A 19413-nucleotide genomic window follows, 5' to 3' on the forward strand; every position below is an offset into this window, starting at 1 on the left:
CTTTTAAAAAAAATAAATAAAGGGAAAAACTTAAAAAATGCAACCACTAAAAACAGCATTAATAATACTTTTCCTTTTAAACAACTACTGCTACGCATACCTACCAAACCTAGATGCTACCTCCAACATAACAATAAAAGAAACTAAAGAAACAAGTGAGATAGAGTCAGATGAGATACATGGAGTAGCAGTAGCAAAGTTTGTAATAAAAACAGAATATGTTGCACTTCATAAAGCAATATTAGCAGTCCAAGAAGCAAAAAAGACAATAGATAATGCAAAAGATAATTATGATGATTATAAAGATGAAGTAAAAAAACAAGAGGGTTTATTTGCTAAAGTAAAACAAGATTACAAAAACAATGTAGGCTATATAGAACTAGTAGATGTAGAAGAGTTTGAAGAACTACTAGATGACCTAAAAGAAGATGATAAATACTATAAAGCAAATATTATAATGAACCCCTAAAACTGAACCAGTAAAATTTGTTTTCTTATTTCAAAAATGATAAAATTGAAATAGAGAATATAGGAATTAAATATGAATGCAAAAAGAAAAAGTTATAGTGCAAATTTTAAAGCAAAAGTAGTACTGGAAGTTTTAGAGGGTGAAAAAACTGTTAATGAAATAGCTAGTGGATATGAAGTCCTACCTCTAAGTTTAAGAAATTGGAAAAAACAGTTTCTTGAGAATATGTCATTAGCATTTGATAAAAGTACTGTTGTAAAAGAATACAAAGATGAAATTGATACTCTTAAATATGAAAAAGATGCAATTGCAAAAAAACTTGGAGAGACAATTGTTGAGAAGGATTTTCTTGTGGAAAAGCTAAAAAGCTTGGCCTCATCTAAAGAGAGAAAAACTCTACTTGATGCTAAGCATAAATTATCACAGAATAAGCAGTGTCAATTGCTACAGGTAAGTAAGTCGAGTTTGTACTATACTCCAACTAAACCGTTTAGTAGAGGTAAAGACTTGAAAATATTAGATGCTATAAATAATATATATTCAGACTTTCCATCATATGGAAGTAGAAGAATTCATGCTCAACTTTTAAGAGATGGGTATAGCATAGGGAAAAAGTTCGTTAAGAAAGCTATGAAGTATATGGGTATAGAAGCCTTGTATCCTAAGCCTAAGACCACTACAGCAAACAAAGAACATTATAAGTATCCATATCTCCTAAAAGATTTTAGAGATTATGCTGGACGTGTTGTAATTGAAAAAACTAATCAAGTCTGGAGTACAGATATTACTTATATCAAACTGGAAAAAGGCTTTGTATATTTAGCCGCAATAATAGATTGGCATAGTAAAAAAATACTCTCATGGAAACTTTCTAACACAATGGATATTTCCTTAGTTAAAAGTGTGTTAAATGAAGCACTCGCATTTTATCCTAAACCAGAGATATTTAACACAGACCAGGGAAGTCAATATACTTCAAAAGTTCATGTTGATATTCTCAAAAAACACAACATTAAAATTTCAATGGATGGAAAAGGTAGAGCTACTGATAATATTTGCATCGAAAGATTCTGGCGAAGTATTAAGTATGAAGAAATTTATCTGAATGAATATAAGAATATAAAATCTCTCAATCGAGCAATAAAAATATATATGAACTCTTACAACAAAAAAAGATTACATTCGGCGATTGGATATAAAACTCCAAATGAAGTTTATTATAAAGCTGTCAATAATTTAGATCCTAAAGGAGCAAAACTGTTACCACTGGTATCGTAAAGAGGTAAAATAAGAAAACTTGTTTTACTGGTCTTGAAAAAGGGAACCATTATAGTAGATAACTCAGAGACTACAAATGAACAAGCAACTCAAACAAACTCAAACCTTCAAGCAAATAACATAAATATAAACACTAAAGAAAAAACAAGCATAAAAGGTGCCGAGGTAAAAGCAAAAGACTCTCTAGTTATAAACACTAAAAACCTAGAGGTAGCATCTGTACAAGACACAGCTAAAACAAGAAGTCACTCTATAGGAGTAAGTGCAGGATATGGAGGAGGAAGTCTAAGTAGCTTAGGAGCAAACCAAAGTAAAGCTAACTCTAGATCTAAACAGACAATACTTACAAGCTTAACAGGAAACAAGGTAGATATAACTACAGCAAAAAACACTAAACTAAAAGGTGCAACTATAGCAGCACTAGATGCACAAGGAAATGACAACGGTAACTTAAACCTAAAAACAGAAACTCTAACAGCATCTAGCCTTAATAACACATACAACTCTAAAAGTATGTCTATAGGAATACAATCAGGAGTAACAACAAGTAATTCTAAAAATATAAACAAAGGTATAGAAGGTGGAACAACAGAGATAGATGGAGTAAGTACAATAGCACTAGACTACTCAAACAACAGAACCAACTCAAAAACAAAAACACTTGCAACTCTAGGAAGTGGAAATATACAAATAGCAAACAAAGAAGATTCTGATACAAAAATGCTAAACAGAGATGCAAGTAACAATGAAGTAGATATTTACAACATCTCTAGTCATAAAGGTCTTAAGGGGGAGTTGGATACTAGGCTTCTTACAAAAGATGGACTAAATAGTATAAAAGAAGACCTAGAAAAAACAAAAAGAACAGGACAATCTTTAGCTGATGTTGCTACTAAAGATGAGTTTGAGTTAAAAGATACAGTTCAGCACTTGGATGAAGTTCTAAAAGACCTTGAGATTCAAAAACAGTTTGCACTTCAAAACGATGGTAAAGGTATAGAAACACTAAAAGGTGAAGGTTCTACAATAGAGCAAAAACAAGAAGCTATAAAACAATACGCAAAAATCTATGCTGATACTTATGGTATAAACATAGAAGAAGCAAATATAATTGCTACCAATAAGTTCGTAAAAGCTTCTCAGTACTCAAGTGATGGTAAAAAATCAACAATAGATATAAATGATAATGCTCAAAGAAATGCAACAGACTACGCAAAAACTATGGGACATGAAGTAACACATGCTAGAATATCTCAAGGTACAACAAGAGATAGAGGAACTGAAAAACTAAATGAAGCATATGCAGATACAATGGGAAGCTATTCTGCTGATGGAATGGAGTTTAGTTCAAGTACATACAACAGTATAAATCTAAACTCAAAACTTAATACAAATAAGCATGTTCAGACGGCTAAGGATAAGAAGTTGTTGAGTAGTAATAATGCTAAGTTTATAAAAAGAGTAATAACTGATTCTAATAATGTTGAGTTTTCTACATTATCAATAGGTGATTATGATAGATTTCAAAAAAATAATGAAAGGAATATAGAGAGATTAGAAACTTTAACTAAACAAGGAAAATCAGACTCTCAAGAAGCTCTAAAGCTAGTAAATACCATTAAAAAAGATACTAAAGAGTTAATACATTATGGAGTAACAAGAGAAGAAGTCGCAAACAATATACAAAATTTTAATAATAAAATTGATGATGGTAATTTAGAGTTTTTAGAGGTTGTGACAGCTGTAGGTGGAACAACAGTTATTAGTAAGAAAATTATCAAAGAAGTACATAAGTTAGATTTAGAAGTTGGAATAAAAGTGGATAATCTAATCAAAAACAAAGTGATTCCTGTTATTAAAAATGGATACTACAAAATTTCCAATAAATTTTTAGAAAACCCAACAAAGTATACTAAAGGTGGGCTTGATGCTGTTGAGAGTTATTTGCCAGGAGTACCATCGGCTAGTAAGGTTGGTTATGGAACTTTACTAGGTAGTAAAATATATGATAAGACAATAGAAGTATTAAATTCAGAGAACGAAAATGAAAAATAGTTCAAAACTTTTTGATTATATTTTTAGCTTTATGTCTATAATATTGGGGGTTATTATATATATAGATAGACAAGCGAAAGATGCTTTTCGCGTGTATGACTTTAGTCAATACAATTTATATATTATTGTAAGTGCAAGTTTAATACTTTTTGGACTTATTTGGTTTTATACAACTTTTAAGAGCCACACAAAGTATAAACAAAACATAGAATTCTCCAAATGCCAAAACTGCAAAATAAGCTACCGATACGAAACACTAAAAGATGGCATCTGTCCAACTTGCAATATAAAGACAATAGAAATAGACGAATATTATAAAAAGTATCCAGAAGAATTGGATGATATTTAAATATAGATTTAATTTATATTTTGCTAATAGTATTAATTATGATAAAATAATCATATGAATACAAGACAAGAAATTCTAGATTTTTTAAAATTAAATCAATTATATATTAAAAAACATTATTCTCTTACAAAAATAGGTTTGTTTGGTTCGTTTGCTAGAAATGAGCAAAAAATTGATAGTGATATTGACCTGTTAATAGAGATTGAACAAGACGCAAAAAATATTTATGATTTAAAAAAATCTCTTTCAAAATACCTTACGAAAGCATTTGATAGAAATGTTGATATAGCACGAGAAAAGTACTTAAAACCTTATGCTAAAAATGAAATTTTGAAAGATACTATTTATGTCTATTAAAGTAAAATTTGAACTTTTATCACTTGTTGAAGCTATTGAAAAAGTAGAGTTATATTCTCAGGATTTTTCTAATGCAGATGATTTTTATCATGATCAGAAAAGTTTTGATGCCTCCATGATGCAATTTGTTATTATAGGGGAGTCTATTAACAGACTAGACAAAAGATTTAAGACTAAACATAATGAAATTCCTTGGCAAAAAATAAAAGACTTTAGAAATATAATTGCACATGACTATTTTGGTATAGATGCTGACGAAATATGGGATATTATTAAAAATAAAATATTACCTTTAAAGGAAAAAATAACCCTTCTTAGTGAAGAGTTTGAACCTACTAAATGGTAAATCTAAAAAGATAAACTCATAAAATGAAAAAACTAACCCAAACCATATCACTACTAATCTCATACACTTTAATCTTCTTACCACTACACGCTGCTTCTATCCAAACAGATGGAAGTACAAACACCACACTTGACAAAGCAAGAAATAATGTACCTGTAGTAAATATAGCAAATCCTAATGCATCAGGACTCTCTCACAATAAGTTTAGAGAGTACAATGTCCAGACGCAAGGTCTTATCCTAAATAACTCCAGAGATACAACTGTAAATACTCAACTAGGTGGTTTTATATTTGGTAATAAAAACCTAACTTCAAATGCAAAAGTAATACTAAATGAAGTAACAAGTACCTCTAGAAGTAGACTAAATGGTTATACCGAAGTAGCAGGAAAAAGAGCAGACCTAGTCATAGCAAATCCAAATGGAATTAGTATAAATGGAGCAGGATTTATAAATACCTCTAGTGTAACTCTTAGTACAGGAACCCCTATTATAAACAGAGGAAATTTAGAATCTTTTAACATACTTGGAGGAGATATAAGTATAGAAGGTAGTGGACTAGATGCCATGGGTTCAGATAGCACTTATATATATACTCACTTTCTAAAACTAAATGCTGATATACATGCAAAAAACTTAGAAATTAAACTAGGTAAAAATAGTATAGATGCTAATACTAAACAAATCATATCTTCTACAAATAGTAATGAAGTGACTTTATTTCTACTAGATTCATCTACACTAGGTGGAATGTACGCAAACAGAATCTCTCTTGTAGGAACAGATAAAGGTTTAGGAGTAAACCTACCACCTGAAGTCTTGGCATCTACTGGTGAGATATATATCACCAATGATGGAGATATAAAACTACAAAATGTAAAAGCAAAAACAGATATGAATATAGATGCTAAAGATGCAGATATAACAATAGAAGATACAATAAAATCAGGTGTAGATATAACACTAAAAGCAAAAAACATCTCAAACAACGCTCTCATAAACAGCTCAAACGATTTAACTATAACTTCTGATAATTTAACAAATAATAGAACTATGTTTAGTGGGAATGATATGTTTCTTTATACTAAAGATACTCTTTTAAATAATGAAGATGCAAATATATTTGCTGTAAATAACTTAACAATGTCAGCAAATATTTTAGATGAAAAAACAGTTAAAATTATAAATGACAGAGCTTCTATTCAGACACTTAATGGTGATATGAATCTATACGCAAATACTTTTGAGAATAGTGGTGAGAAAGCTGTAATAGGAACTAAGAGTATTGGTAGTTATGATATAGAACTGTTTTTAAATGGAAATAATAATGAATATTATGACCATCTTTACTATCAAGATGATGGGCAAGGAGGCTCTAGAACAATATACACTTTAAAATATACTTCTGATGTTTATAACGAATTAAAAAATGAGGGTAAGTACTATAACACTGTAAAAGATGAATGGAAATATGCTAGTGGAAGACTATTCTATGATGATGAACATACATACTACGGAACACCTGTGGGACCAAGAGGATTGCTGATAAATGGGATATTTTATCCAGAATCTGAACTCATTAGAACCAAGAACCTTTATTTACATCAGACATTCTTCACATACAAAGATAGGAGTGGATTAAATTTTGCAAATAATGATAAAAAGAAACCTATAGGTTATTATTATGATGATAATGATGTTCATTCAAAGTTAAACAAAATTTACAAACAATTTAATCTTAATGTTCAAAAAAACACATCTTTATTGGGTCTTAGTTATTTCACTCTGCAACAGACAAGTCTTCCAAAGGAAACTCAAAGAAAATTCACAAATACAATTACAGAAGATGAACTTATCTCTTCTCCTAAGAAGTTCTCAAAACTCGCATCAGGAAAAAACTTAAATATAAATGTTGATAATTTAAAAAACTACTATAGTGAAATATCAGCATCAGAAGATATAAACTTTTTAAACCCAACTGGAACTATAGATAATCTCTCAGAAACACTATATAGACACAATACTAAAACAGGAGAGTATTATTATGAGTGGGGGAAATCTGGAGGATTGTTTCCAAAATCAAAATATAAATGGGCAGCACTTCCAACAGATAAATCATCAAAAGTACTTGAAAAAATATTTTCAACGATACAAGCAGGTAAAAATATAACAGGAAGTTCAGGAACAGTCAGCAACGGCTATAAAGAAAATGCAGTCATTCCTAGTTCCACAGATGTAAATGAAGACGAGAATGATATTACTTATAAGAATTCAGATGGAACTACTATCATATCTATTCCAAAAGATAAGTTTGGTTTATTTGTAAAAACTAAAAATCCTTTATCTACTTTTTTAATAGAAACAAACCCAGAATTTGCACTCTATGAAAACTTTATTAGTAGTGATTATATTATGAGTCATATTGAGTATGATTCAGAAGCTACAACTAAACGACTAGGAGATGCTCTTTATGAAAATACTCTTATAAGAAAGAGTATATTTGCTCAAACAGGAAGAAGGTTTCTAAACAGTGATATTAAAAATGATAATGAGCAATTTAAATACTTGATGGATAATGCAATACAAGCAAATAAGTCACTAGAACTAAGCCCAGGAATATCACTAAGTAAAGCTCAGATAAATGCACTTACACAAGATATAGTCTGGATGGAGGAACAAATAGTACAAGGAGAAAAAGTACTCGTTCCAGTTGTATATATAGCAAATGCAAATAATTTCAAACTTCAAGGTTCTCAAATAATTGCAGGAGATAGTCTAAACTTAAAAGTAGCAACTCTTAAAAATTCAGGAAGACTTGAAGCTGGAAAAAGTTTAAATATAGAGGCATCAGATAGTATTACAAATATAGATGGAAATATAAAAGCAAATGAAGATATAACTCTAAAAGCAACTAATGATATATCAAATATAAGTGCAAATATAAAAGCTAAAAATATAAACTTAGCTTCTACCGATGGCTCTATTATAAACAAACGCTATACCAAAAATGTTTCTTACAGTAGACTAAATGGTACAGATAATAAAGTTCTGATTGGTGAAGCTTCAAGTATACAAGCATCAAACTCTTTAAATATAGAAGCTAAGGATAAAGTATTAATTCAAGGTAGTAAGTTAGAAGCTAAAGATATAAATATTGAAGCTAAAGATGTTGAGATAGTAACAACTGTAGATAAAAAGGACTTTTCAGCAGGAAACTCTAAAAACTATGTCAAAGAAAAGTCTACGACACACTTAGCATCTAACATAAATGCTAAAAATATAAATATAAACTCTAAAGATATGACAAGTATCAAAGGCTCAAATATAAATACAAGTGATAACTTAAATATTAAAGCAAAAAAAATAGATGTTTTAGCTGTTAATAACTTTACATACAAAGAAACAAAAGAGACAACTGAAGGCTTTTTAAGTTCAAGTTCTACTACAAATAAAAAGTCTACTTCTAGAAATGTTGCTGCATCATTAAATGCAACTAATGTAAATTTAACAACTACTAAAGATGATATAGCTGTAGTTGGTTCAAACCTAGATGCTAAAGAAACTCTTGCCTTAGATAGCGCAAAAGATATAAATATAAAAGCTGGTTACAACATAGACTATAAAGATTCTAAAACTATAAAAACAAGTATGCTTAGTGGCAGTGATATTTTTAGTACTAGCATGGACAACATAGGTGCACTTGATAAAACAGCCCAGTCTTCAAACTTAAAAGCTTCAAACATAACTCTAAAATCAAACACTGCAAACATAGAAGGTTCAAACTTAGAAGCTCAAAAAAGTATAGATATAGATGCTAGTGAGATAAACATACAAACAGCTAAAGAAGAACATAAAACATGGGAACAACATGAAAAAATATCTTTAACATTTAACCAAGCTGTAGAAGGGATTGGTAACCTTGGTTTAAGTATGGCTACACTAGGTCAGGCAGGTTCGAGTGAAGATGATGATGATATCATAAACATAAAAGCTTCTTACTCTAAGACACAAGACCAAACCAACTCTATAAACAATGTAGCTTCAAATCTAAAAGCAAAAGAGAACCTCTCACTAAAAGCAAATAGTGGTGACATAAATATAAAAGGTTCAAACCTAGCTTCAGGAGGAAGTACAAGCCTAGAAGCAAGTAACAACATAAATATATTATCAGCCTATAACAAAGACAACCACAGCTATAAAGAAACAAGCGGTTATCTAGAGCTAAAAATAACATCAGATGAAGGACTAGAAACAGAGATAGACCTAACTCTAAAAGATGAACAAGAAGACTTTTCAAATGCTATAGGCTCTACTATATCATCAAACGCAAACTTAATTCTAAAAAGTAAAAATGATACAAATATCATAGGAAGTGATTTAAGTAGTGGTGGAAGTACTACTATGCAAACAGACGGTGAGTTAAAAATAGCAGCCGCTAAAAACACAAGCACAAAGTCAGTAGATAACCTAAATATACATATATATTCTGGAGGAATACCAGAACTAGAACTAGGAGATGGACAACTAGAAGTAGAGCTTGGTCGTGCAACCCTAGATAAAATAAAAAAGACAACCATAGATACAACCGCTACTAAGTCAAATATTTCCTCGGATAAAGATATAGACCTAACAAGTGAAAAAAGTATATTAGTAGAAGGCTCAGACCTAGAAGCTAAAAAAGATGTAGTCCTAACAGCGAGTGAAGACATAACAATAAAAGAAACCAAAGAAACAAGTGAGATAGAGTCAGATGAGATACATGGAGTAGCAGTAGCAAAGTTTGTAATAAAAACAGAATATGTTGCACTTCATAAAGCAATATTAGCAGTCCAAGAAGCAAAAAAGACAATAGATAATGCAAAAGATAATTATGATGATTATAAAGATGAAGTAAAAAAACAAGAGGGTTTATTTGCTAAAGTAAAACAAGATTACAAAAACAATGTAGGCTATATAGAACTAGTAGATGTAGAAGAGTTTGAAGAACTACTAGATGACCTAAAAGAAGATGATAAATACTATAAAGCAAATATAGCCCTAGCCATAGTAACATTCACTACCAAACAACTAGCCCTTGTAGTCCAAATCACAAAAACAGCAACCGCTGCTTCTCAAACATACGGTACAGCACTAAGTGCATCTATAGAACTAGATATAGATGCTGTACAAACACAACTAGAAGAATATGCTCAAAAAAGCATAGCTTCTGGTGTAATGGGTGAGAGCATCACACTAAGAGCAAAAAATAAAGCAACAGTACAAGGAAGTACTCTACAAGCAAAAAACAACATAAACATAGATGCCACTTCAACAGATATACTAGCATCTAAAGACAACTATGATAAAAGCAAAGACACACAGCACCAACACCTAAACATAAGCATAGGAAGTTCAGGCTTTAGCATGAGCGGTAGTGTAGATAACTCAGAGACTACAAATGAACAAGCAACTCAAACAAACTCAAACCTTCAAGCAAATAACATAAATATAAACACTAAAGAAAAAACAAGCATAAAAGGTGCCGAGGTAAAAGCAAAAGACACTCTAGTTATAAACACTAAAAACCTAGAAGTAGCTTCTGTCCAAAACACAGCTAAAACAAGAAGTCACTCCATAGGAGTAAGTGCAGGATATGGAGGGGGAAGTCTAAGTAGCTTAGGAGCAAACCAAAGTAAAGCTAACTCTAGATCTAAACAAACAGTACTTACAAGCTTAACAGGTAACAAGGTAGATATAACTACAGCAAAAAACACTAAACTAAAAGGTGCAACTATAGCAGCACTAGATGCACAAGGAAATGACAACGGTAACTTAAACCTAAAAACAGAAACTCTAACAGCATCTAGCCTTAATAACACATACAACTCTAAAAGTATGTCTATAGGAATACAATCAGGAGTAACAACAAGTAATTCTAAAAATATAAACAAAGGTATAGAAGGTGGAACAACAGAGATAGATGGAGTAAGTACAATAGCACTAGACTACTCAAACAACAGAACCAACTCAAAAACAAAAACACTTGCAACTCTAGGAAGTGGAAATATACAAATAGCAAACAAAGAAGATTCTGATACAAAAATGCTAAACAGAGATGCAAGTAACAATGAAGTAGATATTTACAACATCTCTAGTCATAAAGGTCTTAAGGGGGAACTTGATACTAGGCTTGTTACTAGTGAGGGTAGGAAGGAGATAAAAGAAGATATAGATATCAGTATTTTAGCAGGTAAATCTATAACTGATATAGCTACAAAAGAGTCTGTATCACTAACAGGAGATAGTTCAAACGGAGAAACTTCACTACTGCAAAACCTCACTAATAAACTAGACTACTACAGCGGAACAAAGAAGTTCGTAAATGATGAAAAAAATAAAGAGAATGTAGATATATTAAGAAACCCAAATGCTACACAAACTCAAAAAGAACAAGCCTTAACATCACTAAGTAACTATCTAACAGATGAGATGGGACTAGATGCAGGTGAAGTAAAACTAATGCTAGATGCATCTTACAAAGGTTTTACATCAGAGCAAACAAATAAGATGTATGTCGCTGATAATATTAACGATACAAGTTCAGACCTAGTAAACTCAGTAGGAAATGAGACATCAGACTTTGCAGACTTAAGTAGGGATGCAGGAGTAGAAAAAACACAGAACTATAAAAACAATAGAAATGAATACTCAGAAGATATGGGTGATTTAGCAGAAGACCTAGTTAATAAACAATACGCTTCAAATGGTTACAGTTCTCTTGATACTGTCACAAATAATCATATAGGTACAAACCTAAGCAGACCACAAGAACTAAATAACAACATAATCCAAGATACTAAAAACTATAATAAGCTCGATAAAGGTAAAGGTGCACACAGACAACTTAAAAACTCAGAAATAGCCTTCATAAAAACAAAAGCAAAAACCTACGCACAACAAAAGTACAATAAAACAAACCCAACAGCAGAAGAAATACAGGGTGCTGAGCATGAGTTGGCGCAAGAAGCTATGCGAAGTACAGATAAAGCTTGGTCTTTAGTGTTAGGTGAAACAGATAAAGACGCTCAAAAATTCTTAAAAGAAAATTCTGATGGTTTATTTGCTGTGAAAAATCAGCAAGAATTTAAAGATGGTTCTACAAATGGGGAAAAAGATATAAAAGACTTATCCTCTCTTGAATATGAAAATCTAAATAACTTTTATAAAGATAATGTAGAAAAAACAAATAAAGAATCACTAAAAGACTTGTATGTAGACGATGCTAAAGATAGAGCTATACAAACAGGTAAAGAAATTGTTGAAGCAGTTAAAAACTCACCTGAAATAGCAAAACAGGCTTATGAAAGCACAAAAGATTATATCAACAATACATCTAAAGAAGAGATATACAAAGACTCCAAAGAATTAGCTTCTAATACTCTTGATGATGTAGTTGAATTTGGAAAAGATGTTGTTGATTCTACTAAAGATTTATATTCAAATACTACAGATGATAAAACATCAAATAGAATAAACGAACTATATGACGATAAAACAGCTTCAACTGTACAAGGATTACTAGCTTCTGAGAAAGTAGCTGAAGGACTACTTAGCATTGGTGGAGTTACGGCTGTAGGTAAAGCAGGTGTTAAATCTATTGTTAAAAACTCTGTACAAATAAGTAAAAAATTACAAATTACAAAAGCACAAACATTAACAAAAAAAACTAATTTTAAAGATGCAAATGAACACTATATATATCCAGATAACACTAAAGATTTAGATGCAATTCCTGGAACAATAAAAGATACTAATTTGCAAAAAGGGGATATACTTATTCGTTATGTTAGAAAAAATTCTTTAAAACGTTATGATAATAAATATAATTTGGAGAACGACACAAAAGGAACATATACAACTAAAGCAGGTGAAAATTGGGAAAGTTTGTCACTTCCAGGAAAAAAAGAAGATTATGTGGCATATAAAATAGAAGTTTTAGAAGATATCCCTACAAAGCAGAGTTTAGTCACTCCTTGGTTTGACCAAGTAGGTGGCGGGGTTCAATATAAATTTAGAGAGAGTATTTCAGATTTGGCTGATCCTAAAACAGGAACTAAACTAAAATTAATAGGAGAATATAAATGAATATATACAATAAATATAACTTAGATCAATCAGAAGATATTCTTACTGATAAGCTTCCCTCTATAATAGAAAAATTTTTTTATGAGATAAAAAAAGAGTACACAAAAAGTGGTTACAATGAGTTATATATAAATGAAAATGGAAAACTAATACATATTGCAACAAAACCAAAGAGCTTTTCAATTCTCCTCCTCTTCCTAAAAAAATACCGAGCTAACCCAGAACTACTTCCAAAAAACCTAAAACATGAATACCCTTTTGATGATACTTCTTCAGAAGACATATATAAAGCAATGCAACTAATGTTAAAACCTATGAATAGCTTTGAAGAGTTTAAACAAAGACTTCTATTAGCCACAAAAGAGTTAGCTCCAAAAGAGAAGAAAGAAAAAGGTTTTAGATTTGGTGAGAAGCTTATTTTTATAAATAAAAAAGAAGATTGTGGAAGTGCTATAAATATGTATGGAGAACTAATACCTATCTTAAAAGAGTACAATGAAACATACTGGGAAGATGCAATCCTATTTGATAAAGAGAAAAAAATATTTGAATATTATGTAAAACCTGAAAGAACAAATGACACTCCAAGTAGAGATAATTGGAGATTACATATAAAGTTTTATGAAGAAAAATACCTTTATGAATATTTACTAAATGAAGAGATAGGTGCTGTTAGGTAAAGTAGAAAAAGTTACACTTCTATACATGAATCTCCACTTTAAAACAAATAAAGGAAAGTCCAACTAGATGCAACCACTAAAAACAGCATTAATAATACTTTTCCTTTCAAACAACTACTGCTACGCACATCTTCCAACCCTAGATGCAGCAAACAACATAAACATCTTATCAGCTTACGATAAAGACAACCACAGTTATAAAGAAACAAGTGGTTACATAGAAGTAAAAATAACATCAGATGAGGGACTAGAAATGGATATAGACCTAACTCTAAAAGATGAACAAGAAGACCTCTCAAAAGCCAAGGGTTCCACTATAGCATCTGGCTCTAATCTAATAATTAAAAGTAAAAATGATACAAATATTATAGGAAGTGTTTTAAGTAGTGGTGGAAGTACTACTATGCAAACAGACGGTGAGTTAAAAATAGCAGCCGCTAAAAACACAAGCACAAAGTCAGTAGATAACCTAAATATACATATATATTCTGGAGGAATACCAGAACTAGAACTAGGAGATGGACAACTAGAAGTAGAGCTTGGTCGTGCAACCCTAGATAAAATAAAAAAGACAACCATAGATACAACCGCTACTAAGTCAAATATTTCCTCAGATAAAGATATAGACCTAACAAGTGAAAAAAGTATATTAGTAGAAGGCTCAGACCTAGAAGCTAAAAAAGATGTAGTCCTAACAGCAAATGAAGACATAACAATAAAAGAAACTAAAGAAACAAGTGAGATAGAGTCAGATGAGATACATGGAGTAGCAGTAGCAAAGTTTGTAATAAAAACAGAATATGTTGCACTTCATAAAGCAATATTAGCAGTCCAAGAAGCAAAAAAGACAATAGATAATGCAAAAGATAATTATAATGATTATAAAGATGAAGTAAAAAAACAAGAGGGTTTATTTGCTAAAGTAAAACAAGATTACAAAAACAATGTAGGCTATATAGAACTAGTAGATGTAGAAGAGTTTGAAGAACTACTAGATGACCTAAAAGAAGATGATAAATACTATAAAGCAAATATAGCCCTAGCCATAGTAACATTCACTACCAAACAACTAGCCCTTGTAGTCCAAATCACAAAAACAGCAACCGCTGCTTCTCAAACATACGGTACAGCACTAAGTGCATCTATAGAACTAGATATAGATGCTGTACAAACACAACTAGAAGAATATGCTCAAAAAAGCATAGCTTCTGGTGTAATGGGTGAGAGCATCACACTAAGAGCAAAAAACAGAGCAACAGTACAAGGAAGTACTCTACAAGCAACAAAGGACATAAACATAGATGCCACTTCAACAGACATCCTAGCATCTAAAGACAACTATGATAAAAGTCTAGACACACAACACCAACATCTAAACCTAAGCATAGGAAGTTCAGGCTTTAGCATGAGCGGTAGTGTAGATAACTCAGAGACTACAAATGAACAAGCAACTCAAACAAACTCAAACCTTCAAGCAAATAACATAAATATAAACACTAAAGAAAAAACAAGCATAAAAGGTGCCGAGGTAAAAGCAAAAGACTCTCTAGTTATAAACACTAAAAACCTAGAGGTAGCATCTGTACAAGACACAGCTAAAACAAGAAGTCACTCTATAGGAGTAAGTGCAGGATATGGAGGAGGAAGTCTAAGTAGCTTAGGAGCAAACCAAAGTAAAGCTAACTCTAGATCTAAACAGACAATACTTACAAGCTTAACAGGAAACAAGGTAGATATAACTACAGCAAAAAACACTAAACTAAAAGGTGCAACTATAGCAGCACTAGATGCACAAGGAAATGACAACGGTAACTTAAACCTAAAAACAGAAACTCTAACAGCATCTAGCCTTAATAACACATACAACTCTAAAAGTATGTCTATAGGAATACAATCAGGAGTAACAACAAGTAATTCTAAAAATATAAACAAAGGTATAGAAGGTGGAACAACAGAGATAGATGGAGTAAGTACAATAGCACTAGACTACTCAAACAACAGAACCAACTCAAAAACAAAAACACTTGCAACTCTAGGAAGTGGAAATATACAAGTAGCCAACAAAGAAGACTCTGATACAAAAATGCTAAACAGAGATGCAAGCAACAATGAAGTAGATATTTATAATATAAGCAGTCATAAAGGGTTGAAGGGGAACTTGATACTAGGCTTCTTACAAAAGATGGACTAAATAGTATAAAAGAAGACCTAGAAAAAACAAAAAGAACAGGACAATCTTTAGCTGATGTTGTATTATAATGAACCCCTAAAACTGAACCAGTAAAATTTGTTTTCTTATTTCAAAAATGATAAAATTGAAATAGAGAATATAGGAATTAAATATGAGTGCAAAAAGAAAAAGTTATAGTGCAAATTTTAAAGCAAAAGTAGTACTGGAAGTTTTAGAGGGTGAAAAAACTGTTAATGAAATAGCTAGTGGATATGAAGTCCTACCTCTAAGTTTAAGAAATTGGAAAAAACAGTTTCTTGAGAATATGTCATTAGCATTTGATAAAAGTACTGTTGTAAAAGAATACAAAGATGAAATTGATACTCTTAAATATGAAAAAGATGCAATTGCAAAAAAACTTGGAGAGACAATTGTTGAGAAGGATTTTCTTGTGGAAAAGCTAAAAAGCTTGGCCTCATCTAAAGAGAGAAAAACTCTACTTGATGCTAAGCATAAATTATCACAGAATAAGCAGTGTCAATTGCTACAGGTAAGTAAGTCGAGTTTGTACTATACTCCAACTAAACCGTTTAGTAGAGGTAAAGACTTGAAAATATTAGATGCTATAAATAATATATATTCAGACTTTCCATCATATGGAAGTAGAAGAATTCATGCTCAACTTTTAAGAGATGGGTATAGCATAGGGAAAAAGTTCGTTAAGAAAGCTATGAAGTATATGGGTATAGAAGCCTTGTATCCTAAGCCTAAGACCACTACAGCAAACAAAGAACATTATAAGTATCCATATCTCCTAAAAGATTTTAGAGATTATGCTGGACGTGTTGTAATTGAAAAAACTAATCAAGTCTGGAGTACAGATATTACTTATATCAAACTGGAAAAAGGCTTTGTATATTTAGCCGCAATAATAGATTGGCATAGTAAAAAAATACTCTCATGGAAACTTTCTAACACAATGGATATTTCCTTAGTTAAAAGTGTGTTAAATGAAGCACTCGCATTTTATCCTAAACCAGAGATATTTAACACAGACCAGGGAAGTCAATATACTTCAAAAGTTCATGTTGATATTCTCAAAAAACACAACATTAAAATTTCAATGGATGGAAAAGGTAGAGCTACTGATAATATTTGCATCGAAAGATTCTGGCGAAGTATTAAGTATGAAGAAATTTATCTGAATGAATATAAGAATATAAAATCTCTCAATCGAGCAATAAAAATATATATGAACTCTTACAACAAAAAAAGATTACATTCGGCGATTGGATATAAAACTCCAAATGAAGTTTATTATAAAGCTGTCAATAATTTAGATCCTAAAGGAGCAAAACTGTTACCACTGGTATCGTAAAGAGGTAAAATAAGAAAACTTGTTTTACTGGTCTTGAAAAAGGGAACCATTATAGAATACCAGAACTAGAATTTGGAGAAGGACAACTAGAAGTAGAACTAGGTCGAGCAACCCTAGATAAAGTAAAAAAGACAACCATAGATACAACAGCTAAAAAGTCAAGCGTTTCCTCAGATAAAGATATAGACCTAACAAGTGAAAAAAGTATATTAGTAGAAGGCTCAGACCTAAAAGCTAAAAAAGATGTAGTCCTAACAGCAAGTGAAGATATAACCATAAAAGAAACCAAAGAAACAAGTGAAATAGAGTCAGATGAGATACATGGAGTAGCAGTAGCGAAGTTTGTAATAAAAACAGAATATGTTGCACTTCATAAAGCGATATTAGCAGTCCAAGAAGCAAAAAAGACAATAGACTCCGCAAAAGATAATTATGATGACTATAAAGATGAAGTAAAAAAACAAGAGAGTTTGTTTGCTAAAGTAAAACAAGACTATGAGAATGATGTAGGCTATATAGAACTAGTAGATGTAGAAGAGTTCGAAGAACTACTAGATGACTTAAAAGAAGATGATAAATACTATAAAGCAAATATAGCCCTAGCCGTAGTAACATTCACCACCAAACAACTAGCCCTTGTAGTCCAAATCACAAAAACAGCAACCGCTGCTTCTCAAACATACGGTACAGCACTTAGTGCATCTATAGAGTTAGATATAGATGCTGTACAAACTCAACTAGAAGAGTATGCTCAAAAAAGTATAGCTTCTGGTGTAATGGCTGAAAGTATCACACTAAGAGCAAAAAATAAAGCAACTATACAAGGAAGTAATCTCCAAGCAACAAAGGACATAAACATAGATGCAAAAACAACTATAATGGTTCCCTTTTTCAAGACCAGTAAAACAAGTTTTCTTATTTTACCTCTTTACGATACCAGTGGTAACAGTTTTGCTCCTTTAGGATCTAAATTATTGACAGCTTTATAATAAACTTCATTTGGAGTTTTATATCCAATCGCCGAATGTAATCTTTTTTTGTTGTAAGAGTTCATATATATTTTTATTGCTCGATTGAGAGATTTTATATTCTTATATTCATTCAGATAAATTTCTTCATACTTAATACTTCGCCAGAATCTTTCGATGCAAATATTATCAGTAGCTCTACCTTTTCCATCCATTGAAATTTTAATGTTGTGTTTTTTGAGAATATCAACATGAACTTTTGAAGTATATTGACTTCCCTGGTCTGTGTTAAATATCTCTGGTTTAGGATAAAATGCGAGTGCTTCATTTAACACACTTTTAACTAAGGAAATATCCATTGTGTTAGAAAGTTTCCATGAGAGTATTTTTTTACTATGCCAATCTATTATTGCGGCTAAATATACAAAGCCTTTTTCCAGTTTGATATAAGTAATATCTGTACTCCAGACTTGATTAGTTTTTTCAATTACAACACGTCCAGCATAATCTCTAAAATCTTTTAGGAGATATGGATACTTATAATGTTCTTTGTTTGCTGTAGTGGTCTTAGGCTTAGGATACAAGGCTTCTATACCCATATACTTCATAGCTTTCTTAACGAACTTTTTCCCTATGCTATACCCATCTCTTAAAAGTTGAGCATGAATTCTTCTACTTCCATATGATGGAAAGTCTGAATATATATTATTTATAGCATCTAATATTTTCAAGTCTTTACCTCTACTAAACGGTTTAGTTGGAGTATAGTACAAACTCGACTTACTTACCTGTAGCAATTGACACTGCTTATTCTGTGATAATTTATGCTTAGCATCAAGTAGAGTTTTTCTCTCTTTAGATGAGGCCAAGCTTTTTAGCTTTTCCACAAGAAAATCCTTCTCAACAATTGTCTCTCCAAGTTTTTTTGCAATTGCATCTTTTTCATATTTAAGAGTATCAATTTCATCTTTGTATTCTTTTACAACAGTACTTTTATCAAATGCTAATGACATATTCTCAAGAAACTGTTTTTTCCAATTTCTTAAACTTAGAGGTAGGACTTCATATCCACTAGCTATTTCATTAACAGTTTTTTCACCCTCTAAAACTTCCAGTACTACTTTTGCTTTAAAATTTGCACTATAACTTTTTCTTTTTGCACTCATATTTAATTCCTATATTCTCTATTTCAATTTTATCATTTTTGAAATAAGAAAACAAATTTTACTGGTTCAGTTTT

At 31.2% G+C, this 19413-nt stretch carries 13 protein-coding genes; 11 read left to right on the forward strand and 2 right to left on the reverse strand.

The window, feature by feature from the left end; genetic code table 11:
- The first annotated feature begins 37 nt into the window (after positions 1-37).
- The 10 genes from MOV50_RS12230 (at position 38) to MOV50_RS12275 (ending at position 17205) form a co-directional block, all read left to right on the forward strand.
- On the forward strand, positions 38-469 hold the full coding sequence (locus MOV50_RS12230) for a hypothetical protein (RefSeq protein WP_321778181.1): 432 nt from the start codon (positions 38-40) through the stop codon (positions 467-469).
- A gap of 72 nt (positions 470-541) precedes the next feature.
- Positions 542-1747 carry an IS3 family transposase gene (locus tag MOV50_RS12235; protein ID WP_321777475.1) on the forward strand — a complete coding sequence of 402 codons (1206 nt, stop codon included), beginning with the start codon at positions 542-544 and terminating at the stop codon, positions 1745-1747.
- Positions 1748-1780: 33 nt separating this feature from the next.
- A complete protein-coding gene (locus MOV50_RS12240; protein WP_321778182.1) occupies positions 1781-3802 on the forward strand; it encodes a hemagglutinin repeat-containing protein in 2022 nt (673 codons plus the stop codon).
- On the forward strand, positions 3792-4151 hold the full coding sequence (locus tag MOV50_RS12245; RefSeq protein ID WP_321778183.1) for a hypothetical protein: 360 nt from the start codon (positions 3792-3794) through the stop codon (positions 4149-4151). The genes MOV50_RS12240 and MOV50_RS12245 overlap by 11 nt, the downstream gene beginning before the upstream one ends.
- 54 nt (positions 4152-4205) lie before the next feature.
- Positions 4206-4508 (forward strand): nucleotidyltransferase family protein, encoded by a 303-nt coding sequence (locus MOV50_RS12250; RefSeq protein WP_321778184.1) that lies wholly within the window; start codon positions 4206-4208, stop codon positions 4506-4508.
- Entirely contained in the window at positions 4498-4854 is a 357-nt protein-coding gene (locus tag MOV50_RS12255; RefSeq protein ID WP_321778185.1) for a DUF86 domain-containing protein, read from the forward strand. Before MOV50_RS12250 ends, MOV50_RS12255 begins: the two co-directional genes overlap by 11 nt.
- Before the next feature lie 23 nt (positions 4855-4877).
- On the forward strand, positions 4878-12977 hold the full coding sequence (locus MOV50_RS12260; RefSeq protein ID WP_321778186.1) for a hemagglutinin repeat-containing protein: 8100 nt from the start codon (positions 4878-4880) through the stop codon (positions 12975-12977).
- Positions 12974-13657 (forward strand): hypothetical protein, encoded by a 684-nt coding sequence (locus MOV50_RS12265; RefSeq protein WP_321778187.1) that lies wholly within the window; start codon positions 12974-12976, stop codon positions 13655-13657. The genes MOV50_RS12260 and MOV50_RS12265 overlap by 4 nt, the downstream gene beginning before the upstream one ends.
- A gap of 67 nt (positions 13658-13724) precedes the next feature.
- Complete coding sequence (locus MOV50_RS12270; RefSeq protein ID WP_321778188.1) at positions 13725-15848, forward strand: hemagglutinin repeat-containing protein; 2124 nt, start codon at positions 13725-13727, stop codon at positions 15846-15848.
- Positions 15849-15999: 151 nt separating this feature from the next.
- Positions 16000-17205 carry an IS3 family transposase gene (locus tag MOV50_RS12275; RefSeq protein ID WP_321777146.1) on the forward strand — a complete coding sequence of 402 codons (1206 nt, stop codon included), beginning with the start codon at positions 16000-16002 and terminating at the stop codon, positions 17203-17205.
- A gap of 49 nt (positions 17206-17254) precedes the next feature.
- On the opposite strand, the gene MOV50_RS12280 is transcribed toward MOV50_RS12275, so the two are convergent.
- A complete protein-coding gene (locus tag MOV50_RS12280) occupies positions 17255-17482 on the reverse strand; it encodes a hypothetical protein (protein WP_321778189.1) in 228 nt (75 codons plus the stop codon).
- Between MOV50_RS12280 and MOV50_RS13530 the strand changes: the two genes are divergently transcribed.
- Positions 17388-18194, forward strand: coding sequence for a hemagglutinin repeat-containing protein (locus MOV50_RS13530; protein ID WP_415846386.1), 807 nt, complete (start codon positions 17388-17390; stop codon positions 18192-18194). The genes MOV50_RS12280 and MOV50_RS13530 overlap by 95 nt on opposite strands.
- On the opposite strand, the gene MOV50_RS12290 is transcribed toward MOV50_RS13530, so the two are convergent.
- The gene (locus MOV50_RS12290; RefSeq protein ID WP_321777146.1) at positions 18134-19339 is read right to left on the reverse strand and encodes an IS3 family transposase; all 1206 of its coding nucleotides are present in this window, start codon (positions 19337-19339) and stop codon (positions 18134-18136) included. The genes MOV50_RS13530 and MOV50_RS12290 overlap by 61 nt on opposite strands.
- Positions 19340-19413 lie beyond the last annotated feature (74 nt).

Origin of the sequence: Sulfurimonas sp., assembly GCF_029027585.1 — a bacterium.
GTDB lineage: Bacteria > Campylobacterota > Campylobacteria > Campylobacterales > Sulfurimonadaceae > Sulfurimonas.